Source organism: Microbacterium sp. MYb45 (assembly GCF_002979655.1).
Classification (GTDB): domain Bacteria; phylum Actinomycetota; class Actinomycetes; order Actinomycetales; family Microbacteriaceae; genus Microbacterium.
In genome coordinates this window covers 26,521-51,828 of record NZ_PCPG01000014.1, presented here as the reverse complement: position 1 = coordinate 51,828, position 25,308 = coordinate 26,521, and the positions used below count along the sequence as shown (strand labels likewise).

General features: G+C 70.1%; 24 protein-coding genes and 1 tRNA gene. 18 read left to right on the top strand and 7 right to left on the bottom strand.

From position 1 onward, the window contains the following. Positions 1-4: 4 nt before the first annotated feature. The 10 genes from cydB to moaA all read left to right on the top strand — a co-directional run bounded on the left by cydB (position 5) and on the right by moaA (position 15,282). Positions 5-1,033 (top strand): cytochrome d ubiquinol oxidase subunit II, encoded by a 1,029-nt coding sequence (gene cydB / locus CQ034_RS16590; RefSeq protein ID WP_029262438.1) that lies wholly within the window; start codon positions 5-7, stop codon positions 1,031-1,033. Further along, positions 1,030-2,724, top strand: a complete 1,695-nt coding sequence (cydD, locus tag CQ034_RS16585) for a thiol reductant ABC exporter subunit CydD (protein WP_105711929.1) — start codon at positions 1,030-1,032, stop codon at positions 2,722-2,724. The genes cydB and cydD overlap by 4 nt, the downstream gene beginning before the upstream one ends. Further along, the gene (cydC, locus tag CQ034_RS16580; protein ID WP_105711928.1) at positions 2,721-4,388 is read left to right on the top strand and encodes a thiol reductant ABC exporter subunit CydC; all 1,668 of its coding nucleotides are present in this window, start codon (positions 2,721-2,723) and stop codon (positions 4,386-4,388) included. Before cydD ends, cydC begins: the two co-directional genes overlap by 4 nt. A 226-nt stretch (positions 4,389-4,614) precedes the next feature. Beyond that, a complete protein-coding gene (locus CQ034_RS16575; protein ID WP_105711968.1) occupies positions 4,615-5,925 on the top strand; it encodes an MFS transporter in 1,311 nt (436 codons plus the stop codon). Positions 5,926-5,948: 23 nt separating this feature from the next. Continuing rightward, entirely contained in the window at positions 5,949-9,695 is a 3,747-nt protein-coding gene (locus CQ034_RS16570; protein WP_105711927.1) for a nitrate reductase subunit alpha, read from the top strand. Further along, on the top strand, positions 9,695-11,380 hold the full coding sequence (gene narH, locus CQ034_RS16565) for a nitrate reductase subunit beta (protein ID WP_029262433.1): 1,686 nt from the start codon (positions 9,695-9,697) through the stop codon (positions 11,378-11,380). Before CQ034_RS16570 ends, narH begins: the two co-directional genes overlap by 1 nt. Continuing rightward, positions 11,377-12,081 carry a nitrate reductase molybdenum cofactor assembly chaperone gene (narJ, locus tag CQ034_RS16560; RefSeq protein ID WP_029262432.1) on the top strand — a complete coding sequence of 235 codons (705 nt, stop codon included), beginning with the start codon at positions 11,377-11,379 and terminating at the stop codon, positions 12,079-12,081. The genes narH and narJ overlap by 4 nt, the downstream gene beginning before the upstream one ends. Beyond that, positions 12,078-12,836, top strand: coding sequence for a respiratory nitrate reductase subunit gamma (narI, locus tag CQ034_RS16555; protein WP_105711926.1), 759 nt, complete (start codon positions 12,078-12,080; stop codon positions 12,834-12,836). Before narJ ends, narI begins: the two co-directional genes overlap by 4 nt. Positions 12,837-12,857: 21 nt before the next feature. Next, entirely contained in the window at positions 12,858-14,162 is a 1,305-nt protein-coding gene (locus CQ034_RS16550) for a nitrate/nitrite transporter (protein ID WP_258134249.1), read from the top strand. A 103-nt stretch (positions 14,163-14,265) separates the two neighbouring features. Next, positions 14,266-15,282: a GTP 3',8-cyclase MoaA gene (moaA, locus tag CQ034_RS16545; RefSeq protein WP_374956821.1), complete on the top strand. Its 1,017-nt coding sequence runs from the start codon at positions 14,266-14,268 to the stop codon at positions 15,280-15,282. Positions 15,283-15,325: 43 nt separating this feature from the next. On the opposite strand, the gene CQ034_RS16540 is transcribed toward moaA, so the two are convergent. Genes CQ034_RS16540 through CQ034_RS19680 form a run of 4 tightly spaced genes read right to left on the bottom strand, consistent with a single transcriptional unit; the run spans position 15,326 to position 18,058 of the window. Next, on the bottom strand, positions 15,326-16,060 hold the full coding sequence (locus CQ034_RS16540; protein ID WP_146114864.1) for a sulfate/molybdate ABC transporter ATP-binding protein: 735 nt from the start codon (positions 16,058-16,060) through the stop codon (positions 15,326-15,328). After that, positions 16,057-16,875: an ABC transporter permease gene (locus CQ034_RS16535; protein WP_105711923.1), complete on the bottom strand. Its 819-nt coding sequence runs from the start codon at positions 16,873-16,875 to the stop codon at positions 16,057-16,059. The genes CQ034_RS16540 and CQ034_RS16535 overlap by 4 nt, the downstream gene beginning before the upstream one ends. A gap of 26 nt (positions 16,876-16,901) precedes the next feature. After that, on the bottom strand, positions 16,902-17,672 hold the full coding sequence (modA, locus tag CQ034_RS19685; protein ID WP_219860807.1) for a molybdate ABC transporter substrate-binding protein: 771 nt from the start codon (positions 17,670-17,672) through the stop codon (positions 16,902-16,904). Next, a complete protein-coding gene (locus CQ034_RS19680; protein WP_219860806.1) occupies positions 17,669-18,058 on the bottom strand; it encodes a molybdopterin-binding protein in 390 nt (129 codons plus the stop codon). The genes modA and CQ034_RS19680 overlap by 4 nt, the downstream gene beginning before the upstream one ends. Before the next feature lie 155 nt (positions 18,059-18,213). Between CQ034_RS19680 and CQ034_RS16525 the strand changes: the two genes are divergently transcribed. From CQ034_RS16525 to CQ034_RS16500, 6 genes are read left to right on the top strand one after another with little or no spacing between them, the layout of a single operon-like run. Beyond that, entirely contained in the window at positions 18,214-19,323 is a 1,110-nt protein-coding gene (locus CQ034_RS16525) for a ThiF family adenylyltransferase (protein WP_105711921.1), read from the top strand. Then, positions 19,320-20,543 carry a gephyrin-like molybdotransferase Glp gene (glp, locus tag CQ034_RS16520; RefSeq protein WP_105711920.1) on the top strand — a complete coding sequence of 408 codons (1,224 nt, stop codon included), beginning with the start codon at positions 19,320-19,322 and terminating at the stop codon, positions 20,541-20,543. Before CQ034_RS16525 ends, glp begins: the two co-directional genes overlap by 4 nt. Beyond that, complete coding sequence (gene moaC / locus CQ034_RS16515; RefSeq protein ID WP_105711919.1) at positions 20,540-21,013, top strand: cyclic pyranopterin monophosphate synthase MoaC; 474 nt, start codon at positions 20,540-20,542, stop codon at positions 21,011-21,013. Before glp ends, moaC begins: the two co-directional genes overlap by 4 nt. Continuing rightward, a complete protein-coding gene (locus tag CQ034_RS16510) occupies positions 21,010-21,618 on the top strand; it encodes a molybdenum cofactor guanylyltransferase (protein WP_105711918.1) in 609 nt (202 codons plus the stop codon). Before moaC ends, CQ034_RS16510 begins: the two co-directional genes overlap by 4 nt. Beyond that, on the top strand, positions 21,615-21,896 hold the full coding sequence (locus CQ034_RS16505; RefSeq protein ID WP_105711917.1) for a DUF6457 domain-containing protein: 282 nt from the start codon (positions 21,615-21,617) through the stop codon (positions 21,894-21,896). Before CQ034_RS16510 ends, CQ034_RS16505 begins: the two co-directional genes overlap by 4 nt. Further along, positions 21,896-22,129, top strand: coding sequence for a MoaD/ThiS family protein (locus CQ034_RS16500; protein WP_105711916.1), 234 nt, complete (start codon positions 21,896-21,898; stop codon positions 22,127-22,129). Before CQ034_RS16505 ends, CQ034_RS16500 begins: the two co-directional genes overlap by 1 nt. A gap of 3 nt (positions 22,130-22,132) precedes the next feature. On the opposite strand, the gene CQ034_RS16495 is transcribed toward CQ034_RS16500, so the two are convergent. The 3 genes from CQ034_RS16495 to CQ034_RS16485 are packed head-to-tail and all read right to left on the bottom strand — an operon-like array spanning position 22,133 to position 23,855. After that, positions 22,133-22,567: a molybdenum cofactor biosynthesis protein MoaE gene (locus tag CQ034_RS16495; protein ID WP_029262418.1), complete on the bottom strand. Its 435-nt coding sequence runs from the start codon at positions 22,565-22,567 to the stop codon at positions 22,133-22,135. Continuing rightward, positions 22,564-23,040, bottom strand: a complete 477-nt coding sequence (locus tag CQ034_RS16490) for a molybdenum cofactor biosynthesis protein B (protein WP_105711915.1) — start codon at positions 23,038-23,040, stop codon at positions 22,564-22,566. Before CQ034_RS16490 ends, CQ034_RS16495 begins: the two co-directional genes overlap by 4 nt. 38 nt (positions 23,041-23,078) lie before the next feature. Then, positions 23,079-23,855, bottom strand: a complete 777-nt coding sequence (locus tag CQ034_RS16485) for a hypothetical protein (protein WP_308737270.1) — start codon at positions 23,853-23,855, stop codon at positions 23,079-23,081. Positions 23,856-23,997: 142 nt separating this feature from the next. Between CQ034_RS16485 and CQ034_RS16480 the strand changes: the two genes are divergently transcribed. Both CQ034_RS16480 and CQ034_RS16475 read left to right on the top strand, forming a co-directional pair. After that, entirely contained in the window at positions 23,998-25,044 is a 1,047-nt protein-coding gene (locus CQ034_RS16480; RefSeq protein WP_105711913.1) for a hypothetical protein, read from the top strand. Between the two features lie 51 nt (positions 25,045-25,095). After that, a tRNA-Ser gene (locus tag CQ034_RS16475) sits at positions 25,096-25,186 on the top strand. Positions 25,187-25,308 lie beyond the last annotated feature (122 nt).

Sequence of the window (25,308 nt, the reverse complement as noted above, 5' to 3'; positions counted from 1 at the left end):
CATCATGGATCTCGCAACACTCTGGTTCTTCATCGTCGCCTTCTTCTTCGTGGGCTACTTCGTGCTCGACGGGTTCGACTTCGGAGTCGGCATGTCGCTGCCGTTCCTCGGCAAGGACGACGTCTCGCGCCGTCAGGTCATCAACACGATCGGTCCGGTCTGGGATCTCAACGAGACCTGGGTCATCGTCGCCGGCGCCGTGCTGTTCGCGTCGTTCCCCGAGTGGTACGCGACGCTGTTCAGCGGGTTCTACCTGCCGCTGCTGCTGATCCTGCTCGCGCTGATCCTGCGCGGCGTCTCGTTCGAGTACCGGCACCAGCGCGACAGCGCGAAGTGGAAGGCCGGCTTCGACCGGATGATCGTGATCGGCTCGGTCGTGCCGGCGCTGCTGTGGGGCGTCGCCTTCGGCAACATCGTGCAGGGCGTCGCGATCGACGAGAACCACATCTACGTCGGCGGCTTCTTCGCGCTGCTGAACCCGTATGCCCTGCTGGTCGGCGTCACCACGCTGCTGCTGTTCTTCCTGCACGGCGTGCTTTTCGTCGCGCTCAAGACCGACGGTCAGGTGCACGAGGATGCGCGGCGCCTGGCGAAGAGGGCGGCCATCCCGACCATCCTCGTGGCGGCCGCAACGGTGATCTGGACGGTCGCGATCGCGATGGGGCGCGAGGCTCCGCTACTCTGGCTCGTCATCGGTGCCGGTGCGCTCGCGGCGGTCAGTCTCATCGCAGCTGTCGGGCTCTCGCTCGTTCGGCGCGACGGCTGGGCGTTCTTCTCCGGCATGCTCACGGTGCTGTTCGCCGTGGTGATGCTGTTCGCCGCCCTGTTCCCGTTCGTGATGCCGTCGACGATCGACCCGGCCTACAGCCTCACGATCGCCAACGCATCCAGCACCCCGTATACGCTGCAGATCATGAGCTGGACCGCCCTGATCGCGATGCCGCTCGTGCTCGCGTACCAGGCGTGGACCTACTGGGTGTTCCGTAAGCGCGTCACCCGGAAGTCCATCGAGGGGGCTCCGGCGCACGCGTGAAACCCGTCGATCCGAGACTGCTGCGCTACGCGGGTGCCGCGAGGGGGTTCCTCGCGGCATCCGCGTTGATCGGCGTCGTCCAGACGGCGGTCGTTATCGTCTTCGCCTGGCTGCTGACGGATGCCGTCACCGGGGCGATCGCGGGGCGTGACGTCTCGGCATCCCTGATCTGGTTGCTGCTCACGGCGCTGCTGCGCGGGCTGCTGATCGCCGCCTCGGATGCCGCGGGCACCCGGGCCGCCGCGAAGACCGGGATGCAGCTGCGCTCGGCCCTGATCTCCGCAGTCGGTCGATTGGGACCGGGGTGGCTCGCGCAGCGGAACCAGACCGAGCTCGCCGTGACCGCGGGACACGGACTGGAAGCGCTCGACGCGTACTTCGCCCGCTACATCCCGCAGCTCGTGCTGACCGTGATCGCGACGCCGGTGGTGGTGGCCGTGATGTGGTGGAAGGACTGGCCGAGCGGGCTCACCGCGATCATCACCCTGCCGCTGATCCCGCTGTTCCTGATCCTCATCGGGATGGCGACCCGCACCGTGCAGACGCGGCAGTGGCAGACGCTGCAGCGCCTCGCCGCCCGCTTCGCCGACACGGTGCAGGGGCTGTCGACGCTGCGGCTGTTCGGGCGTGATCGGCGCGCTGCCGACCGCATCGAGGTCACCGCCGACGAGTATCGCCGCGAGACCATGAAGGTGCTGCGGTTCTCGTTCCTGTCCGGCTTCGCGATGGAGCTGCTGGCCTCGCTCGCGGTCGCACTGATCGCGGTGTCGGTCGGGTTCCGGCTGCTGTCGGGCGACCTGACACTCGAGGTCGGGCTGTTCGTGCTGCTGCTCGCACCCGAGGCGTTCCTGCCGATCCGACAGGTGGGGGTGCAGTTCCACGCGGCCGCCGAGGGGGTCGCGGCGACCGAAGACGTGTTCGAGGTGCTCGACGCGGCGCGGGCCCGGGTACAGATGCAGGACGGTTCCACGGATGCAGGAGGAATCGCCGGCGAATCGTCCGGCATCCGTGAATCGATCCTGCAAGTGGGACCGGCGGGACCGGCGGGACCGGTGGGGCCGGCGGGACCGGCGGATGCGGGAGCCCTCGTGGTCGAAGGGCTGCGCGTGCGGGACCTGCCTCCCGTGTCGTTCACCGCCGAGCCCGGAACGATCACGCTGATCGAGGGGCCGAGCGGCGCGGGCAAGTCCTCCCTGCTCGCGGCACTCCGGGGCGCGGCCGACTTCGACGGGATGGCCACCTTCGCCGGGCACGACCTCCGTGGGCTCTCCCCGGCGGCCTGGCTCGCCTGGGCCGGGCAGACTCCGGGGCTGATGCGGGGGACGGTGGCGGCGAACGTCGCACTCGGCGATCCGGAACCGGATGCCGACCGCATCCGAGTGGCGCTCGACGACGCCTGTGCGGAGGGCATCGACCCCGCCCTCGAACTCGGCGTGCAGGGCAGCGGTCTGTCGGGCGGTCAGGCGCAGCGCGTCGCTGTCGCCAGAGCGCTGTACCGTCAGGCGTCCGACCCGTGCCGGATGCTCGCGCTCGACGAGCCCTCGAGTGCTCTCGACCCCGACACCGAGGACCGGCTCTGGCGTTCGCTGCGCGCACGAGCGGATGCCGGGGCGAGCATCCTCCTGGTGTCGCACCGTCGGACCGCGCGGGACATCGCCGATCACATCGTGACGCTGGGGGTGAACGCATGAGCGGGTCGACACGTCGCGAACGGATCCGCGGTGTCCTGCAGCTCGCGCAGCCGCCGATCGGACGCTTCGTCCCCGGCCTCGTCTGGGGCGTGTTGTCGGCCGCCGCCGCCGTGAGCCTGCTGGCGGTCAGCGGCTGGCTGATCGTGAGCGCGTCCATCGTCGACTCGCTCGTCCCGCTGTCGATCGCGGTCGTCGGCGTGCGGTTCTTCGCGGTGTCCCGCGCCGTCACCCGCTATCTCGAGCGGCTGAGCGGCCACGATGCTGCGCTGCGACAGCTCGCCTCGACGCGGGCCGACATGGTGCGGAGACTGACACCGCTCTCTCCGGCCGGTCTCGGTGCGACGGATCGCGGACAGATGCTCACCGCCCTGGTGGACGACGTCGAGAACCTGCAGAACCTGCCGCTGCGTGTGGTGCAGCCGCTCGGGGTCGCCGCGGTCGTGGCGGTCGGGGCCGTGGGCTTCATCGCATTCGTCTCGCCGCCGGCCGCCCTCACGCTGGCGGTGTGCCTGTTGGCCGCTGCGGCCGCGGCGATCGGACTCGGCTGGGTGTTCGGCTCGCGTGCCGAAGCGCTCGTGTCCGTGCGACGGGCCGAGCTCTCGGCCGCGCTGGTCGACTACTTCGGCAGCCTCGACGTGCTCCTGGCCTACGGTGCCGAGGCGCAGGCGCGCGAGCGGATCGCGGCGGCGGATTCCGCCCTGCGACGCGTCGTCGACCGCGCCTCATTCGCGCAGGCCATCGCCGCGGGCGTCGTCTCTGCGGTCGCCGGCGCGGCATCCGTGTGGGCGCTCGCCGCTGCCGCGCCCGGACTCGTCGACGGTTCCATCGACGGGCCGTGGCTGGCCGTCGCAGTCCTGGTGCCGATGGTGGTGTTCGAGATCTTCGGCGCGGTGCCGGTGGCCGCGGCGTCATGGCGGAGCGTCCGTTCGAGCGCGGAGCGCATCGTCGACACGTTGCCGGAGCGGATGCCCGACGAGCTCCGCCCAGACGCGGGCGACGACGTCGAGTTTGACGGTACGCCGACGATCCGGATGCGTGGCGTTCGCGCGAACTGGCCCGGCGGTGCTCCTGCGCTCACGGGGGTCGACCTCGATCTGCGGCCAGGGGAGCGGGTGCTGGTGGCAGGGCCGAGCGGGGCGGGGAAGAGCTCGCTGGCGGCTGCGCTCGTCGGCTTCCTCCGCGTGCAGGGCGAGTACCTGATCGACGGGCAGGACGCGGCGGAGATGTCCGGACCGGCGCTGCGTCGGGCCATCGGCCTCTGCGAGCAGAGCCCCCAGCTGTTCGATGAGGACATCCGCCAGAACCTGCTCTTCGCGCGCGACACGGCGACCGACGACGAACTGTATGCCGTGCTCGACCGGGTCGGCCTCGGGGAGTGGGCCCGGGAGCGTGGTGGCCTCGACGCGAGGGTCGGCGACCGTGGCGTGCTCGTGTCGGGTGGTCAGGCGCAGCGCCTCGCGCTCGCCCGCGCCCTGCTGCGTGGGTTCCCCGTGCTGGTGCTGGACGAGCCCACGGCGGGAGTCGACCCCGACGCGTCCGACGCGCTGCTGCGCGACCTGCTCGAGGCGGCGGGGGAGCAGTCGGTGCTGTTGATCTCGCACGTGGCACCGCCCGCAGGCACGGTCGATCGCGTCGTGCGGCTCGAGGGTGGGCGCACGCGCTGAGCCGAGGCGCAGTTCCGGGGTCGACGCAGAACCCCTTGTCGAGCGGCAGTGCCAGGTGGATACTGGGCGCACTGCCGCGGCGGACCGGCCCGAGCCGGGAACGAGTCACCGCGGGAGATCTGCTGCGGGCGTCGATTAAACACGGTTCGGAGTGCACTTCACGACGACACTGCGGACGATACTGGATGTAACACGTTACATTGCGTCTTCTGAAGGGATCGTGCACGTGAAATCCGGGGAAGCACTCGCCAAGGACCTGTCCAACTGGAATCCGGAAGACGATGCCACGTGGGACAGATCCCTCGCCTGGCGCACGCTCTGGATCACGACCTACTCGCTGCTGCTCGGCTTCGCGACCTGGTACCTGGTCAGCGCGATCGCCCCACGGCTGAACGCCATCGGCTTCGACCTCGACCAGGGGCAGCTCTACTGGCTGGCGGCGATCCCCGGTCTGGCCGGCGGTCTCCTCCGCTTCGCCTTCATGTTCCTCCCGCCCATCGTGGGCACCAGGGCGCTGGTGGGATGGAGCTCGCTTTTGCTCGCCCTCCCCATGCTCGGGTGGACGCTCGCGGTGCGCGACACGTCGACGCCCTATGCAGTGCTCCTGGCGCTCGCCTTCGCGGCGGGGATCGGCGGCGGCGTCTTCTCGGGCTACATGCCGTCGACCAGCTACTTCTTCCCGAAGCGGATGCAGGGCACGGCGCTCGGGCTCCAGGCAGGCATCGGCAACTTCGGCATCGGCGTCGTCCAGGTGCTGGTTCCGTGGGTGATCGGTTTCGGGCTCCTGGGCACCTGGTTCCTCGACCCGCAGTCCACGGTCGACGGCGGTGCGAACATGTGGCTGCACAACGGCGGCCTCGTCCTGATCCCCTGGGCGGTGCTGGCGAGCATCCTCGCCTTCGTCTTCCTCCGGCGCGTTCCGGTGCAGGCGAACTTCCGGGATCAGCTCGACATCTTCCGCCTTAAGCACACGTGGATCATGACCGCGATCTACATGATGACCTTCGGTGCCTATGCGGGGCTCGCGGCGCAGATGGGACTCATCATCGTCAACGTCTACGGCGGGTTCGAGAACGCGCCGGACCCGCTCGCCTACATGTGGATCGGTCCGGCACTCGGCGCCCTCGTGCGCGCAGTCGCCGGCCCACTGTGCGACCGGTTCGGCGGGGCGCCGTTCACGTTCATCTCGGGCATCGGCATGACGGCCGGGACGATCATCACGCTGTTCTTCCTCGCGCCGACGGACGTGAACGAGTTCTGGGGATTCATGGCCGGAATGATCACGATCTTCTTCTTCGCCGGCCTGGGCAATGCGGGCACGTTCAAGCAGATGCCGATGCTGTTCCCGAAGCGCCAGGCGGGCGGCGTCGTGGGCTTCACCTCGGCGGTGGCGGCGTTCGGACCGTTCATCGTCGGGATGTCGTTGTCGGCCGTCGCCCCGTTCGCGTTCTTCGTGATCTGCGGCGCCTGGTGCCTGTTCTGCACGGCGCTGACCTGGTACTACTACGCGCGTCCGGGCGCGCCCGCCAAGAGCTGACCGCACGATCTGAGAGTTGCGCCATGACACCGACCACGCATGACATCCATCCGGCCACCGATGGTCCCCTCGCCGACGCGCTGCTCGGCATGGGGCGGTTCCTCCGTCGCGGCGAGGTCTCACAAGACCTTCGATCGCTCTTCCTCGAAGGAGGCCGCTCCGGCGATGTGTTCTACCGCGACCGGTGGGCGCACGACAAGGTGGTGCGGTCGACGCACGGCGTCAACTGCACCGGGTCGTGCTCGTGGAAGGTGTACGTCAAAGACGGCATCATCACGTGGGAGGCGCAGCAGACCGACTACCCCTCGGTCGGCCCCGATTCGCCGGAGTACGAGCCGCGGGGCTGTCCGCGCGGCGCGGCCTTCAGCTGGTACACCTACTCGCCGACCCGCGTGCGCTATCCCTACATCCGCGACACGCTCGCCGAACTGTATCGGGCGGCGAAGGCGCACCACGGCGACCCCGTGACGGCGTGGGCGTCGATCGTCGAAGACCCCGAAGCCGCGCGCTCGTACAAGAGCGCGCGCGGCAAGGGCGGACTCGTGCGCACCACCTGGGACGAGGCGCTCGAGATCGCGGCGGCGGCCCATGTGCACACCGTCAAGACCTACGGCCCCGACCGCGTCGCGGGCTTCTCTCCGATCCCGGCGATGTCGATGGTGTCGCACGGCGCCGGAGCCCGGTTCCTCAACCTGCTCGGCGGGTCGATCCTCTCGTTCTACGACTGGTACGCGGATCTGCCCGTCGCGAGCCCCCAGGTCTTCGGCGATCAGACCGACGTGCCCGAGTCCGCCGACTGGTGGAACGCGGGATACCTGATCATGTGGGGCTCGAACGTGCCGGTCACGCGAACACCGGATGCGCACTTCATGGCCGAGGCCCGCTACCGCGGCCAGAAGGTCGTCACGGTCTCGCCCGACTACACCGACAACACCAAGTTCGCCGATGAGTGGGTCGCTCCGCACCCCGGCACCGATGCGGCACTGGCGCTCGCGATGGGGCACGTCATCCTCACCGAGCACTTCGTGCAGAAGCGCACCGAACGCTTCGAGGACTACATGCGCCGGTTCACGGATGCTCCGTACCTGGTGACGCTCGAGCGGAACGGCGACAAGCTCGTCGCCGGAAAGTTCCTGACCGCGAGCGACCTCGGCGGTACAGAGGCTGCCGCCGTTCGCGCGGATTTCAAGACAGTGCTCCTCGACGAGCACGGCGACGCCGTCGTGCCGAACGGGTCGCTCGGACACCGGTTCACGCCCGAGGACGAGGGGAAGTGGAACCTCGACCTCGAGGGCGTCGAACCTCCGCTCTCCATCGCCGACCTCGCGTCGTGGGATGGAGCGGCCGCCGAGGTCGCCCTTCCTCGCTTCGACCTCCCGCCCGAGGCCGGCGCCGAACACGCCGGCGGCTCCGGAGTCGTCGTCCGCGGAGTACCGACCCGCGAAGTCGCAGGCAAGCTCGTGACGACCGTGTTCGACCTCATGCTCGCGCAGTACGGTGTCGGTCGCGACGGCATCCCCGGAGAATGGCCGACCGGCTACGACGACCCGACGTCTCCGGGCACACCGGCGTGGCAGGAAGAGATCACCGCCGTGCCCGCCGAGCAGGCGACGCGCATCGGTCGGGAGTTCGCCGACAACGCCGAACGCTCCGGGGGTCGATCCATGATCCTGATGGGGGCCGGGACGAACCACTGGTTCCACTCCGACACGATCTACCGCACGTTCCTGGCGCTGACCACCATGACGGGGTGTCAGGGCGTCAACGGCGGAGGGTGGGCGCACTACGTCGGCCAGGAGAAGGTGCGGCCCATCACCGGGTACTCGCAGTATGCGACCGCCGGTGACTGGAACCGCCCGCCCCGGCAGATGATCGGCACGGCCTTCTGGTACCTCGCGACCGACCAGTGGCGCTACGACGGGCTGCCCGCGGATCAGCTCTCGTCGCCTCTCGCACGCGGGGCCTTCGCCGGCCGCACGACGGCCGACTGCCTGGTCGAGTCGGTCAAGCGCGGATGGATGCCGAGCTACCCGACCTTCTCCCGGAATCCGCTCGACCTGTGCGACGAGGCCGAAGTCGCGGGCAAGGAGCCCGCGCAGCACATCGTCGACTCGCTGAACGACGGATCACTGCACTATGCCGTCGAAGACCCGGACGCACCGGAGAACTTCCCCCGGGTCGTGTCGGTGTGGCGGGCGAACATCCTCGGGTCGTCGGGCAAGGGCAACGAGTACTTCCTCAAGCACCTGCTCGGGACGGACTCGGCCATCCGCGCTTCCGAGACGGAGGAAGGCTCTCGTCCGCGCGACATCGTGTGGCGGGAGGACGCACCGGTCGGCAAGCTCGATCTGCTCATGACGGCCGACTTTCGCATGACCTCGACGACGCTGTTCTCCGACCTCGTCTTCCCCGCGGCGACCTGGTACGAGAAGTACGACCTGTCGTCGACCGACATGCATCCGTTCCTGCACTCGTTCAACCCGGCCATCAACCCGCCGTGGCAGACAAAGACGGACTACGACCTGTTCGGCGAGCTCGCCGAGCGATTCAGCGAGCTCTGCGAGGGGCATCTGGGTGTGCGCCGCGACATCGTGGCCTCCCCGCTGCAGCACGACACCCCCGACGTGATGGCGTACGCGCACGGCGTGGTCCCGCAGGACGCGCCTCTCGTGCCGGGCGTGACGATGACGAAGCTCATCCCCGTCGAACGCGACTATCCCGCGCTCGCCGCGCGCTGGAAGTCGCTCGGACCGCTCACCGCGAAGCTGGGCATGACGACGAAGGCGATCACCTATCGACCCGACAGGGAGATCGCGTCGCTGGCACAGTCCAACGGGGTGTTCCCATCCGGGCCGGCGGCCGGGCGCGTGCGGCTCGACACGGACAAGCGCGTCTGCGAGATGATCCTGGCGTTCTCCGGAACGAGCAACGGCCGACTGGCCGTACAGGGGTTCCGCGAGCTCGAGAAGCGGACCGGCCAGCAGATGGCCTTCCTCGCCGAAGAGGAGGAGGGCAAGCGCATCACGTTCGCCGACGTTCAGGTGCAGCCGCGGAGCGTTATCACCTCGCCGGAGTGGTCCGGATCGGAGCATGGCGGGCGGCGCTACACGGCCTTCGCGATCAACGTCGAGCATCTGAAGCCGTGGCACACCCTGACCGGGCGCCAGCATTTCTATCTCGACCACGACTGGATGGAGGAGCTCGGCGAGAACCTGCCGACGTTCCGGCCGCCGCTGGACATGCACCGGCTGTTCGACGACCCGAAGGTCGGCGCGACCGGGCGGAGCACCCAACGAGGTGCGACGGGCCAGGCTGAGGTCGCGGTGCGGTATCTGACTCCGCACTCCAAGTGGTCCATCCACTCGGAGTACCAGGACAACCTCTTCATGCTGTCGCTGTCGCGGGGAGGTCCCACCATCTGGATGAGCCCGCAGGACGCCGACAAGATCGGCGTGCGCGACAACGACTGGATCGAGTCGTACAACCGCAACGGCGTCGTCGTCGCACGGGCGAACGTCTCGCACCGGATGCCGGAGGGCACGGTGTACATGTACCACGCGAAGGATCGCACGGTGGATGTGCCGATCGCCGAGACGAGCGGTCAGCGCGGAGGTATCCACAACTCCCTCACGCGCATCCTGCTCAAGCCCAGCCATCTGATCGGGGGCTACGCGCAGTTGGCGTGGGCGTTCAACTACCTCGGTCCGACGGGGAATCAGCGAGATGAGATCACGACGATCCGTCGTCGCGACCAGGAGGTCGAGTACTGATGAAGGTCATGGCGCAGATGTCGATGGTGATGAACCTCGACAAGTGCATCGGATGTCACACCTGCTCGGTCACGTGCAAGCAGGCCTGGACCAATCGCACCGGTGTGGAATACGTCTGGTTCAACAACGTCGAGACCCGCCCCGGCGTCGGCTACCCCCGCAGCTACGAGGACCAGGAGCGCTGGGGCGGCGGGTGGACGCGCACGAAGCGGGGGCGCCTCAAGCTGCGCAGCGGCGGTCGTCTGGCGAAGCTGGCACGCATCTTCTCCAACCCGAAGCTGCCCGAGATCCACGACTACTACGAGCCGTGGACCTACGACTACGACATGCTCATCAACGCGCCGAAGGGTGCGCAGGTGCCGGTCGCTCGGCCGAAGAGCCTCCTCACCGGCGAGAACATGAAGATCTCGTGGTCGGCGAACTGGGACGACGACCTCGGCGGGTCGATGGAGACCATGCAGGACGACCCGATCCTCCAGAAGATGAGCGAGCAGGTCGAGGCGGAGTTCTCGAAGGCGTTCATGTTCTACCTGCCGCGCATCTGCGAGCACTGCCTCAACCCGTCGTGCGTCGCCTCCTGTCCCTCGGGCGCGATGTACAAGCGTGCGGAAGACGGGATCGTCCTCGTCGACCAGGACCAGTGCCGCGGATGGCGGATGTGCGTGTCCGGCTGCCCGTACAAGAAGGTCTACTTCAATCACAAGACGGGCAAGGCCGAGAAATGCACGATGTGCTACCCGCGCATCGAGGTCGGCCTGCCGACCGTGTGCTCCGAGACCTGCGTGGGGCGGCTCCGTTATCTCGGGCTCGTGCTCTACGACGCGGACCGCGTGGCAGAGGCGGCGAGTGTGGAGGACGACAAGGCACTCCTCGCGGCGCAGCGCAGCATCCTGCTGGATCCGAACGATCCGGCCGTGATCGAGCAGGCGCGACGGGACGGCATCCAGGAGGACTGGATCGAGGCCGCCCAGCGCAGCCCGATCTGGCGGCTGATCCAGGAGTACGAGGTGGCGCTGCCGCTGCACCCCGAGTACCGGACGATGCCGATGGTCTGGTACATCCCGCCGCTCTCGCCCGTCGTGGACGTGATCTCGGGTTCCGGCAACGACGGTGAAGACGCGCGCACGCTGTTCGCGGCGATCGACAAGCTCCGGATCCCGCTCGGCTACCTCGCCGAGCTCTTCAGTGCAGGGGAGAGAGGGCCGGTCGAGCATGCGCTCCGTCGGCTCGCGGCGATGCGCTCCTACATGCGCGGGGTCAGCATCGACGATGTGCGCGACGAGCGCATCGCCAAGGCGGTCGGGATGACGGGCGAAGAGGTCGAGGCCATGTACCGCCTGCTCGCGATCGCGAAGTACGAGGATCGCTACGTCATCCCCTCGGCCCATGCGGAGCAGGCACACTCGCTGGAGGAGATGGCGTGCTCGCTCGACTTCGACGGCGGGCCCGGCATGGGCGGGGCGGGGCCGTTCGGACTCTCCAGCGGCCAATCCGTTCCCGTCGCCGTGGAGAACTTCCACATGCTGGCCGATCGGCAGAGCGCGGACCGGCCTTCGACGCCCGGCCGCGTGAACCTCCTCAACTGGGATGGCAACGGCGGCACGGATGGGCTGTTCCCTCCGCAGTCGACAGGGCCCGTGCGCACGACGGGCAAGGGCGATCCCGACGGAGGGGACGAGTCATGAGCACGATCCTGCCGCGCGTGACCCCGCGGCGCGAGCTGCCGGCGGAGATCGCCCCGGTGGCGCTCTCCGCCGATCGGCGTGCGACCGCGCACATGATCGCGTCGCTGCTGCTCGACTATCCCGACGATGCCTGGTTCGCCCGGCTCCCGCTCCTGCAGGAGCGTGCGGCCGCTCTGCCCACAGCGATCGCGGAAGCGCTGACGGGGTTCATCGCGGCTGCGACAGCCGCGGGCACGACCGAGTGGCAGCGACGGTACGTGGTCACGTTCGACCTCAAGCGCAAATGCAGTCTCTACCTGAGCTACTACGCCACGGGGGACACCCGTAAACGAGGGACAGCGCTCGTCACGTTCCTCGAGGCCTATCGTGCGGCAGGGTGGGAGTTCGACGCGCAGGAGCTGCCGGACTATCTGCCGGCCGTGCTGGAGTTCTCGGCCCTGAGTGATTCGCCGATCGCGGAGGCACTCATCGCCTCGCACCGTGAGGGGATCGAGGTGCTGCGGGCCGCCCTCGAGGCGATGGGCAGCGAATGGGCCGCCGTGGTACGTGCGATCACGCTGTCGCTTCCGCCCGTCGACGCCCGCACCCGGGAACGATTCCTCGCGCTCGTGAGCGAGGGGCCTCCCACCGAGACCGTCGGGTTGAGCTTCCTCGGCAACCTGGCACCCTTCGCACCCGTGTCGCAGCGAGGAGAGTCATGAACGCGGCCGGCTTCATCCTCTGGGTGGCGATCCCGTACGCGGCGATCGCCGTCTTCATCGTCGGCCACATCTGGCGCTACCGGTACGACAAGTTCGGCTGGACCACGCGTTCGAGCCAGACCTACGAGAACCGGCTTCTCCGCTGGGGATCTCCGATGTTCCACCTGGGCATCCTCATGGTCATCGCCGGGCACGTCGTCGGTCTTCTCGTCCCGCGCGAATGGCTCTACGCGATCGGCATCTCCGAGGAGATCTACCACTTCGGCGCGACGTCGCTCGGAACGATCGCCGCGATCCTGACGCTCGCCGGCCTGGCGATCCTCATCTACCGACGGCGGACGGTCGGGCCCGTGTTCCTCGCCACCACGGCGATGGACAAGGTGATGTACGTGTTCCTCGGGGCGACGCTCGGCTTCGGCACCCTCGCGACGGTGGTGTTCCAGGTGTTCGGCTCCGGCTTCCACTATCGCGAGACGATCTCGCCGTGGATCCGGTCGATCCTCTTCTTCCAGCCGCAGCCCGAACTCATGACCGACGTGCCGCTGCTCTTCCAGATCCATGTCGTCACGGCTTTCGCGCTCTTCGCACTGTGGCCGTTCACGCGTCTCGTGCACGTGTTCTCGGCACCGGTCGGGTACCTGTTCCGCCCCTACATCGTGTACCGGTCCCGTGACGACCAGCGCGGTGCGCGGCAGGTGCGCCGCGGCTGGGACCCCGTGCAGGCACCGGATCCCGACAAGCTCCGCAAGCTCTAGGCCTCGGAAGGGACCACCGCTGTGTCTGTCACCCCGCGTCCGGGTGCTGTGAGCGTCCTGACGCTCTCCACCATCGCCTTCACGCTGATGTTCGCCGTCTGGCTGATGTTCGGCATCCTCGGCATCCCGATCCGAGACGAGTTCGGGCTGTCCGATGTGCAGCTCTCCTGGCTCACCGCGGTCGCGGTGCTCAACGGATCGATCTGGCGGCTGCCGGCCGGCATCATCACCGACCGTTTCGGTGGGCGTCGGGTGTTCGCCGTCATGCTGCTGGCCGCCGCGGTGCCGACGTTCCTCGTCTCCTTCGCGCACGACTACGGGGTACTCCTCGTACTCGCGTTCCTCGTCGGCATCGCGGGGAACTCGTTCAGCGCCGGCGTCTCGTGGAACAACGCCTGGTGGCCCGATGCGCGGAAGGGGTTCGCCCTCGGCGTGTTCGGTGCGGGCAACGTCGGGGCGTCGGTGACGAAGCTCATCGGCCCGGGGCTCATCGCGGCGACGGCCGGCTCCACCTACCTCGGCTGGATCGTGGGCGGATGGCGACTCGTGCCCGTGATGTACGCCGTGCTCCTGGTGATCATGGCGGTGCTGGTGTGGTTCCTCGCGCCCCGTCCCGATCTGCTCCCCGGGCAAGGGCGGTCGCTGCGCTCGCAGCTGCGACCGCTGAAGCATCTGCGCGTCTGGCGCTTCAGCCTCTACTACGTGGTCGTCTTCGGCGCGTACGTCGCCCTCTCGGCCTGGCTTCCGCTGTACTACGTCGACAACTACGGTCTGGATCTGGCGGTGGCTGCGCTCCTGACGGCGAGCTTCATCTTCCCGGCCTCGCTGCTTCGTCCGCTGGGCGGGTGGTTCTCCGATCGGTTCGGGGCTCGACGCGTCATGTACGCGACGTTCACCGTGATGCTGGCGGTGCTCTTCTTCCTGTCGCTGCCCTCGGGACACCTGGTCGTGCAGACCGTCGACGGGTCGGCGACGGCGCTGCCGTTCGCGATGCCGCTCGCGGCCTTCGCGTCGTTGGTCTTCGTGCTCGGATGCGCGATGGGGGTGGGCAAGGCCGCCGTGTACAAGCACATTCCCGACTACTTCCCCGCCGATGTGGGCTCGGTCGGCGGGCTCGTGGGCATGCTCGGTGGTCTCGGCGGTTTCATCCTCCCGCCGGTCTTCGCCTACACCCTGGCGCTCACGGGGCTTCCGACCAGCACCTTCGCGATCCTCTTCGTCCTGACCGCGGCGTGCGCCGTATGGATGCATCTGACGGTATGGCGGATGCTGCACACGCACACCCCGCAGCTCGCGGGCCGGCTCGAGTCCGGGGAACTCGCGTGAGCAGGCGGCGTACGCTCGGAAGAAGATCACTCCGTCCGCGAAGGGAGAGGCCATGAGCGCGATCCCGGTGCAGATCGGCCGTCGCGTTCCCGTCGTGCCCGAGATGCGCGCCGACGGGCCCCTGGTCGACACGCACGGTCGTGTCCATCGCGACCTTCGGATCTCGCTCACCGATCGCTGTTCGTTGCGCTGCACCTACTGCATGCCGGAGCAGGGGAACGAATGGCTCGCGCGCGAGTCGATCCTCTCGGTCGACGAGATCGTGCAGGTCGCCCGCGTCGCCGCCGCGGCCGGCATCACCACGTTCCGGCTCACCGGCGGGGAGCCGTTGCTGCGGCGCGACATCGTCGAGGTGGTGCGACGCCTCAGCGCGATCGAGTCCGTCGACGGGCCGGTGCAGGTGGCGATGACGACGAACGGCATCCGTCTCGACGACGCGCTGGACGACCTGATCGCGGCCGGGCTGCAGCGTCTCAACATCTCGATCGACACCGTGCGGCCCGAGCGGTTCGCCGCGTTGACCCGCCGCGACCGGCTCGATGATGTGCGCCGCGGTATCGAAGCGGCGGCCGCATCGGACCTTCGTCCACTCAAGCTGAACGCGGTCGCCATGCGGGGGGTGAACGACGACGAGCTCTGCGACCTCGTCGACTTCGCGATCGCGCACGGTGCCGAGATGCGCTTCATCGAGCAGATGCCCCTCGACGCGGGGCATGAGTGGGATCGCGGCACGATGGTGACGCGAGACGAGATCCTCGCCGCGCTCTCGCAGCGGTGGGAGCTGTCCGAGATGCCGGGCCGAGGGGGTGCGCCGGCCGAGCGGTGGCTGCTGGACGGCGAGCACACGGTCGGCGTGATCGCGTCGGTGACGGCCCCGTTCTGCGGAGACTGCGACCGCCTGCGGCTCACGGCCGACGGACAATTGCGCAACTGCCTGTTCTCCGCCGATGAGTTCGACCTCCTCCCGGTCCTGCGCGCGGACCGGCTTGGGGGCGGCGACTCCGACGCGGCGATCGACGCTGTGCTCCGCGGATGCGTGTGGGCGAAGCTCCCCGGTCACGCCATCAACGACCCCTCATTCCTGCAGCCCGCGCGCGGGATGAACGCCATCGGCGGCTGATCGCTCGCCGCTCAGCTTCCGGCAGGCGCGGCGCGTGCGGAAGTCAGCGTGCCGAATCGGCGACGGCGGCCGCGAAAGGGGTCGCCGGGGAAGCGAGCACTTCAGCGACGGCGGCATCCTGAACGATGCGCCCGGCCTGCACGATCACCAGCCGCTCCGCGAGAGCCTGGGCGTCGAGGATGCCGTGGGAGACGAGGATCGTCGTGGTGGCTCCGCGCTGTTCGCGCACGACCTCGCGCAGCTGGGCCGCGGCCTCGACGTCGAGCGAGGTGAACGGCTCGTCGAGCAGCAGCAGCCGCGGCGAGGCGGCGAGGGCTCGGGCGAGGGCGATGCGCTGGCGCTGTCCGCCGGAGAGCTCGTCGGGCCGCCGATCGCCATACCCGGCGAGGCCGATGCGGTTCAGCCACTCCGTCGCGCGTCGGGTGGACTCCTCGCGGGTGCGTCCGGCGGCCCTGGCGGCGAACGCGATGTTCTCTGCCGCGGTCATGTGCGGGAACAGCAGGGCGTCCTGCCCGAGCAGGCCGATCGCACGGCGTGACGGCGGCGTGTGCTGCCGCGGTCCGGAGAGGCGGATCCCATCGAGGTCGACGTGCCCCTCGTCGAGTCGCACGAGCCCGGCGACCGCCTCCAGGAGGGAGGTCTTGCCGGCGCCGCTCGGGCCCATGATCGCGACGAACTCGCCCGCGGCGACGCGGAGCGCGGCATCGAGACCCGCATGCCGCACGATGACGTGAGTGTCGAGGGCGCCGTGGTCAAGCGAGCCGACGTCGCCGGTCATCGGAGGGCCCCCGGCCGCCACGCCCGCACGAGCAGCAGCACGACGACGGCGGTCCCCAGCAGCAGGATCGACAGGGCCACCGCCGTCTCGCGGCCGGCACCGGCCCCGTTGAAGGCGGTGTAGATCGCGAGCGGCATGGTCTGCGTCACGCCGGGGGCGTTGCCGGCGAACAGGGCCGTGGCCCCGAACTCGCCGATGGCGCGGGCGAAGCAGAGGATCACCCCGACCACGATGCCGGGCGCGGCGAGGGGCAGCGTGACCCGCCACAGCACCGTGCTCGGCGAGGCCCCGAGTGTGGCAGCGGTGCGCTCGTATCGGCTCCCCGTGCTGCGGATCGTCCCCTCGACGGCGAGCACCAGGAACGGCAGCGCCACGAACGCCTGCGCGAGCACCACGGCCGCCGGCGTGAACGGGATGCCGGTGCCGAACCACGCGGCGATGAGGCCCCCGAGCGGACTGGAGCGGCCGAGGAGGAACAGCAGGGCGACCCCGCCCACCATCGGCGGGAGCACGAGCGGCACCGCGACGAGAGCCCGCAGCAGGGCGGAGGTGCGCGGCCCCGAGCGGGCGATGAGAAGCGCGAGCGGGAGGCCGAGCACGATGCACAGCGCGGTCGCGGCGAGTCCGGTGATGAGTGAGAGGCGGAGGGCATCCAGTGCCACCGTGGAGGTGATGTCGGTCCAGAAGGTCGACCAGGACGCGCGCGTGAGCAGGGCGACCAGCGGCAGCGCGAGCAGGAAGATGCCGAGCACGGCGGGCGCGACGAGGAGGAAAGGGGGCGCCGCTCCCGTGTCGACCCGTCGCATCCCCGTCATGCTCCGCCTCGCGGGCCGATCCCCGATCACGGCGTACCGAAGCCGTGGTCGGCGAGGATCCCGCGGCCGACCGGACCCCGCACGAACTCGGTGAATGCTCCTCCGGCATCCGTGGCTCCGTCGAGTGCGACGATCGGGTAGCGGTTCACGACCTCGTCGCTGCCCTCCGGAGCGAAGCTCTCGACGTCTGCGCCCACCACGTCGGTCGCGTAGACCAGACCGGCGTCCGCTTCGCCGGCGACGATCTTCTGCAGGACCGCGGAGACGTTCTGCTCGAGGCTCGCCGCCGTGACCGAGACGCCGGCGGCGTCGAGCAGCGTCTGCGATGCCGCCCCGCAGGGCACCTCGGGCGCACACAGCACGGTGGTCGCGTCTGCGAGGTCGGCGAGAGAGGTGATGCCGGCGGGGTTTCCTGCGGGCACCGCGACCACGAGGGTGTTCGTCGCGAACGGCTCCGGGTCGTCGGCGAGGCCGGTGTCGATGAGCGTCTGCATCGTGCGTTCGTCGGCGGTGGCGAGGACATCGGCGTGTGCGCCCTCGGCGAGCTGCGTCACGAGCACGCTCGACCCGTCGTAGACGATCGGAGCCACGTCGACCGTCGGGTGCTCCGCGGTGAAGGCCGCGGCGATCTCGTCGAAGACCGGGCTCAGCGAGGCCGCGGCGAAGACGGTGACCTCGCCGGTGAGCTCTCCCTCGGCGGGGGAGGGCGACGGATCGGCGGAGGAGACGGCAGAGCAGCCGCCCAGCAGCAGGGCGAGGACCAGCGCTGCCGACCCGGTGAGGAGCCGGTGGTTCACCGCGGCGTCTCCACGATCACGGTGGTGGCCTTGATCACCGCGACGGCGAGAGACCCCGGCTGCAGATCGAGCTCGCGAACGGCCTCGGCCGAGAGCAGGGAAACGAATCGATGCGGACCCGCCTGGATGTCGACCTGCGCCATGACGCCGTCGATCTGCACGCGGGTGACGAGTCCCGTGAAGCGGTTGCGGGCGCTGGAGAGCACATCGCCCGGAGTGGGTGGGGCCGCGGCGAGGGCGACCGCGTGCTGGGCGAGGGCCGCACCGGGGATGCGGGCGGGACTGTCGGCGGTGACCGGCAGTGCGTCCTGGTCGACCCACCGCCGCACCGTGTCGTCGCTCACGCCGAGCAGCCGTGCGGCTTCGGCGATGCGATAGGTGGTCACAGACCGAGCCTAAAGGCGCGAGTTCCGCAGATCCAGGCCATCTGCCGTGCATATTCCGCATCCGCGGAGATCTGCCGCATCATCGGTCCTTCGGCGGGGGATTTCTCCGGCGCTCGGAGGGCCCGCTGCCACGCGTCCCGGGGTAGCCTGAGCGCATGCCGCTGCCTCCGCTCGTCGAGCCCGTCGCAGCACTCAGCGCCGCGGAAGCACAGCGGACCGCCCGGCACCTCGTCCTCGCCGACCTCGGCGAAATCGGACAGCGACGGTTGCGCGCGGCCCACGTCACCGTCGTCGGTGTGGGTGGGCTCGGATCTCCCGTCGTGCTCGCGCTCGCCGCAGCCGGCGTCGGCACCCTCACGGTCATCGACGACGACGTGGTCGAGTTCTCGAACCTGCAGCGTCAGGTGCTGCACCGCCTGGCCGACGTCGACGCGCCCAAGGTCGACAGCGCGGTGCGCGTCGCGGCGGATCTCGCGCCGGAGACGACCGTTCGTCCCGTGCGCGAACGACTCACCGCGGCCAATGCCGAGGCGCTGTTGTCCGAGGCCGACCTCGTGATCGACGGGTCCGACACGTTCGAGACCCGCACGCTCGTCGCTGCCGCGTGCGAGCGGCTCGGGGTGCCGCTGGTGTGGGGTGTGGTGCAGGAGTTCGCCGCGCAGGTGACGGTGTTCTGGTCGGCACCACCCGCCGGAGTGCCGCCGGTCGTGCTGAGCGACCTGTACCCGCCCGAGGGGGTCGGCGAACTGCCGAGCTGCGCGGCGGTGGGAGTGCTCGGGGCGCTCTGCCTCCAGGTGGGTTCGGTGCTCGCGATGGAAGCCATCAAGCTCATCGCCGGCATCGGGGAGCCGCTGTTCGGTCGCGTGCTGCTGATCGACGCGCTGCGGGGACGGATGAGTGAGGTTCCGCTGCGCGGGCGCGCGGAGAGGGCCGGTGCGGCGACGACCAGCGAGGCGACCTCGGTTCCCGCGCGCCCGGCGGTACCTCACGTCGCCGCGGACGCACTCGACGACGAGGTCACCGCCGGAGCGTTCGTGCTCGATGTGCGCGAGGCGGATGAGGTCTCCTTCGGGGCGATCCCCGGCTCCCGGCACGCGCCGCTGGCGGAAGTGCTCGGTCGTCCCGAGGCTTTTTCCGCCGAGGGCCGGATCGTGGTCGTGTGCCAGCGCGGACTACGGGCAGTGCGCGCTGCGGCAGCCCTGCGGGACGCCGGGGTCGACGCCGTGGTGCTGACCGGCGGCATGGACGCCTGGAGCGCGCGATGAGCGGCATGCGCACGGTCGAAGAGCAGCTCGCTGTGGTGCTCGCCGCCGTGCGGAGTCGTCCGGCGGTCACCCGGACTCTGGACGAGGCGATCGGCTTCACGCTGACGGAGCCTGCTCGCGCGCAGAACCCCGTCCCCGTGTTCGACAACTCCGCGATGGACGGCTTCGCGGTGCGTTTCGCCGACGTCGCCACGGCATCCTCGGAGCATCCGGCCGTGCTGCGGGTCGTGGCGGACGTCCCGGCGGGCAGCGCGGAGGATCCCCCACTCGCTCGGGGCACGGCCGCCCGCATCATGACCGGCGCTCCGGTGCCGGCTGCGGCCGACACAGTCGTGCCTTTCGAAGACACCGTGGGTGGCCTCGCCGACTCGCTGGGGGACATCCGGGTGGTTCGCGCACCGGCGGAGGGCGCGCATGTGCGGCGGGCGGGGGCCGATGCCGCGGTCGGCGCCGTCGTTCTCGAGCCGGGCACGCTGCTCGGCGCCCGGCAGCTGGCCGCACTGGCATCCGTCGGCATCGCTCGGGTCGCCGTCGCCCCGCGGCCGCAGGTGGCCATCGTCTCGACCGGCGCCGAGCTCGTCCCGCCGGGGGAGCCGCTGGCCCGAGGGCAGATTCCGGAATCGAACGGGCTGCTGCTCGCCGGGCTCGTAGCCGAGGCCGGGGCCGAGGTCGTGTTCCGGGAGGTCGTCGGCGACGAAGGCGCGGGCCCCGCCGAGGCTGTGGCCCGTGCGACCGCGCTCGGGCTCGATGCCGTGATCTTCTCCGGGGGCGTGAGCGCCGGTGCATACGAGCCGGTGCGGCAGGGGCTGAGCGACGCGATGGAGTTCGTGAAGGTCGCGATGCAGCCGGGCAAGCCCCAGGGGTTCGGGGCGACGGCTGAGGGGATGCTGCTGTTCGGCCTGCCCGGTAATCCGGTGAGCGTGGCCGTCTCTTTCGAGGTGCTGGTGCGGCCGGCGTTGCTGCGTCTGCAGGGTCGCCGCGATATCCAGCGCCCACGGAGACGTCTCGCCGCGGGCGTCGGGTGGCGCACCCCTCCCGGTCGTCGTCAGTATCTGCCCGCCGTGATCGACGCGGAGGGCCGCGTGCATCCGGCGACCCGCGGGGGATCCGGCTCGCACCTCGCGGTCGGCCTCGGGGCCGCCACCGCCTATGCCATCGTCGCCGCCGAGACCGAACAGGTCTCAGTCGGCGACCTCATCGACGTGCTGGAGCTGTCATGACCTTCACCCACCTGGATTCGGCCGGCCATGCGCGCATGGTCGATGTGACCGAGAAGCAGCCGACCGTGCGGGCCGCGACCGCCGCGGGTTTCGTGCGCTGCGCGCCGGAGACGGTCGCCCTGCTCCGTGACGGCACCGTGCCCAAGGGTGATGTGCTCGCGGTGGCGCGCATCGCCGGCATCCAGGCGGCCAAGCGCACGCCCGAACTGCTGCCGCTCGCACATGTCATCGGCGTGCACGGCGCGGTCGTCGACCTCGACATCGAAGACACCGGGATCCGGATCAGCGCCACCGTGCGCACGGCCGATCGCACCGGGGTCGAGATGGAGGCGCTCACCGCCGTCTCGGTCGCCGCTCTCGCCGTCGTCGACATGATCAAGGGTGTGGATCGCGCCGTGACGATCGAGAACGTGCGCATCGTCGCCAAGGAGGGTGGGCGCAGCGGGTCCTGGCGGAGGCCCGGGGAGTGACCACGTCGCCGCACGCCGGGGTCGGCGCCGTGCTGCTCGTCGGCGGCGAGGGTCGCCGGATGGGCGGCATCGCGAAGCCTCTTCTCACGCTGGAGGGGCGATCGCTGTTCGCCCGCACCGTGGAAGCGCTGGTCGCAGGCGGGGTCGGGCCGATCGTGGCGGTCGGTCCGGTGCTCGAGGAGTCGGCCGACGTGGTCTGGACGCGGGAGGAGCCGCCGCTCGGCGGCCCGGTGGCGGGGATCGCTGCGGGACTCGCGCGGATGCCGGCGGAGAGGGTGCTGATCCTCGCCGGGGACCTCGCGCGACCGGATGCGGTCGTGCACGGCTTGCTCTCCCACCGCGCCGATGATGCGGGGGCAGCGGCATCCGTCGACGGTGTCGTGTTCTCTGCAGACGGGCAGCCGCAGTGGCTGGCCGGCCTGTATCGCACGGCATCGGTCCGCGGCGCGCTCGACGTGATCGAGACCGACCGGAACGCCTCGGTCCACGCCCTCCTCGGCGGTCTCGCCATCGAGTGGGTCGTCGACCAGGAGGGGACCACCGCCGACATCGACTCGCCCGCCGACCTGGCTCGCGCACGACAGGAATTCGAGGAGACGCCATGACCGAGAACAGCCGCACTCTTCCTCCGGAGGCGCTCGACGCCTGGGCGGCCGAGCTGCGCGAACGATTCGACCTGGGGGCGGACGATGTGCCGGTCGCGCTGATCCTCGACCTCGCGAGAGATGTCGCGAACGGGGTCGCGCGCCCGGCCGCGCCGTTCAGCGCCTTCGTCGCCGGTCTGGTCGCCGGTCGTGCGGGCGGCTCGCCCGACGATGTGCGGGCCGCGGTCGCCGCGATCGTCGAGCTCGCGAACGCGCATGCGGCTCAGGAGCAGAGCTGATGGCGACGGTGCGCTACTTCGCGGCAGCGGAGGATGCGGCGGGCCGGGCGACGGAGCCCTCGGATGCTGTGACCCTCGGCGCGCTGCGGGCCGAGCTGGTGGACGCGCATCCGGCACTCGGAGCGATCCTCGACCGCTGTGCGCTGCTCGTGGACGGCGCCAGGGTGGACGACGACTTCGCGCTGGCGGGGGTGGGGACCGTCGACGTGCTGCCTCCGTTCGCCGGAGGCTGAGGCTCAGCCGCCGATACCCTTCCAGGCGGTGGTGCCGTCGGCCTCGACCTGACGCTTCCAGACCGGGAGCTCGCGCTTGATGGCCTCGATGATCTCGCGGCACACCACGAACGCCTCGTCGCGATGTGCGGCGGCGACCGCGACGACGACAGCGGCCGAGCCGACGGGCAGGCGGCCGATGCGGTGGCTCACGGCGACGATCGCCTCTCCGCTGACACCTGCGGCGACGGCGCGTTCGGCGAGGTCGCGAAGGATCCGCTCGGCATCCGGGTGCGAGGAGTACTCGAGGGCGACGACCTCGCCGGCGGCATCCGGGTCGTGGTCGCGGACGCGTCCGAGGAACGTCGTGACCGCGCCCGCGCGGGCGTCGTCCACCGCGGCGAGGTGCGCATCGAGAGACAGGGCTGTGTCGCTGATCGCGGCAAGGGTGACGGTCATCGGTGGTCCTCTCCGTCGAGCTGGGCGATCACGTGCGGGGCGACCGACAGGATGACCGGCATGCCGTCGGCGACGCCGCCGGGGGAGCCGGGCAGGTTCACGATCAGCGCGCCCTGCGCGGTGCCGGCGAGGCCGCGGCTGAGCATCGCGGCGGGGAACCTCGCGGCACCCTGCCGCCGCAGCTCTTCCGGGATTCCCGGAAGCTGTCGCTCGAGCACGCGTGCGGTGCCCTCGGGGGTCTCGTCGCGCGCGGCGATGCCGGTGCCGCCGGTGGTGACGATGAGCCGCAGACCGCGGGCGAGGAGTTCGTGCAGCGCCTGCTCGACGGCATCCGCGCCGTCGGGGATGATCACAGGGTCGGCGCAGTCGAACCCCGCTTCGCGGAGCGCGGCGACGGCGAGGGGACCGGCCGTGTCGGCGCGGGTGCCTGCCGCACCGCGATCGGACACGGTGAGCACGGCGGCGGAGGTCATAGGCCGAGGGTAGCGTCGAGCGTGCCGGACATGAGCGGTCAGACGCTCATGTCGACGGGCGGTTCCATCACGATGCCCTGTGCCTCGAAGGCGCGGCGGCGCTCCTCGATGCGGCGGTGCAGCTCGACCTGCGCGTCGTCGACGAACTGAGGGTCGAGGTCGACGGTCGGCGGATGCGGGTCGCCGTGGTTCGCGGCGATGTACGCGTCGAGCTCGGGTCCGCTCGTCCACGACGTGATGAGGGCGTAGCGCGGGGCGGTGCCGCGGTGCCAGACCGCGTGCCAGAAGCGCTGGGTGTCGACGATGATGCGCGAGCCCGCGCGCAGCGGCAGGCGGATCTCGGTCGCCGGGTCGAAGCGGTCGGAGCGCAGGATCAGCATCGACTCGGTGTCGTCCGAGAGGTTGAAGAACCCGCGGACCACCCAGCCGGTGCCTTCTTCGTTGAGGCGGTTGTTGTCGTCCTGATGCAGGTTGTAGATCGCGTCGGCGTACTCGTTGGGCTGCAGCTCGATCACGCGGCAGCGGCCGATGCCGGAGCCCGGCTCCTGTGCCCGGCGCTGGAGCGTGGGGGCGATCGCGATCTGCGACTCGACCCAGACGCCGTCTTTGTCGGCCCGCGGCGGGGTGTGGTTCCAGAAGCCGTTGCAGTCGACGTCGCCTGCGTAGCTGGTGAGCGGGGCGAAGCGCGTGATGCCCGAGGAGCGCCACCCGACGTACTCCAGATCGAGCCATTCGGCCGGATCGGCGGCCGACGTGTGGTCGTCGAGGACGACGTAGCCCGTCTCGGCCAGTGCCTCGGACGTGATGAAGCCCATGATGAGTACCCTTCCCGTCATCGCTGCCCCCACAGGCGGCGGGTTCTTAGGCAATCCTAACCCGGTTCGGCCGCGCGCGCGGAGGGATCCCGCCGTGCAAAAGCACGAGGGCGCCGGTCCTGCGCGCCGATATTCTGAGGGCATGACTCAGCCGCAGGGCGCCCTCCTCGTGGGCAGTGTGAACTTCGACGACGCCGAGACCACGATGCGCACGGCGGCAGAGCTTCTCGGCGATCGGCTCCGCCGCATCCCGGACGGCGAGGTCGGCACGCGATTCCACTGGATCATGTTCCAGCCCGACGTGATCGGCCGGGCCGACGGCATCGAGCGCATCGGCGACGAGCCCATCCCGTTCCCCGCAGGGATCGACGCGCGTGGCCTGCGCATCGCCGAGGGAGTGGATGCCGCGAGCATCGCCCTGCCGCCGCTCGGCTACGCCGCCGCTGCGATCGAGTCGTACGCCGTGTTCGCGCGTCTCCGCGCCGAGGGAGCTGTGCCCGCCGGCATCCGATTCCAGGTGTCGCTGCCGACCCCGCTGGCCGTGATCTCCTCGTTCTTCCACGGCGACGATCGGGCCGCGATCGAACCCGTGTACACCGCAGCCATCCTCCGGGAGCTCGATGAGGTCCTCGCGGCGATCCCGCACGAGGACCTCGCGGTGCAGTGGGACGTCGCCAGCGAGATGGGCATCATCGAGCGCGCGGCCGGCTACGGCGCGGTCATGGAGGCATGGTGGCCCGGCGATCCGTTCGACGGGCTCGTCGAGCGCCTGGCCGCGCTGGTCGACGCCGTGCCCGCAGGAGTCGAGGTGGGCGTGCACCTCTGCTACGGCGACGCGGGGGAGAAGCACTTCTTCGAGCCGACGGATGCTGCGAACCTCGTGCGCTATGCGAACGCCGTGGCCGCGGCATCCGCCCGCCCGCTGACGTGGCTCCACCTGCCCGTGCCGATCGCTCACGACGATGCCGCCTACTTCGCGCCGCTCGCCGACCTCGCGCCCGTGAACGAGCTGTATCTCGGGCTCGTGCACCGGGAGGACGGCGCGGAAGGGGCCGCGCGCCGCATCGCCGCAGCCACCCCGTACGCGGGCGAGTTCGGCGTCGCGACCGAGTGCGGCATCGGTCGCGCACCCGCCGGCTCGACCGAGGGCATCCTGCGCACCCACGCCGAGGTCGCCGCCGCCTGGTGACCCGCATCGCTCGATTCGCGCGCTCGCCCCGCGTCGCGTAAGCTATTCCGCGGTGACGTGTCCGAGCGGCCGAAGGTGCAACTCTCGAAAAGTTGTGTAGGGTAACCCCCTACCGTGGGTTCAAATCCCACCGTCACCGCCACCGCGAAGGCCCCGAATCCCTTGGAAACACTGGGATGAGGGGCCTTCGTCATGCTCGGAGGGAGGTTTGCGGTAACGCAGCGGTAACCGTCTCCGAGTGACAACGTACGCGGCGGCCTCACG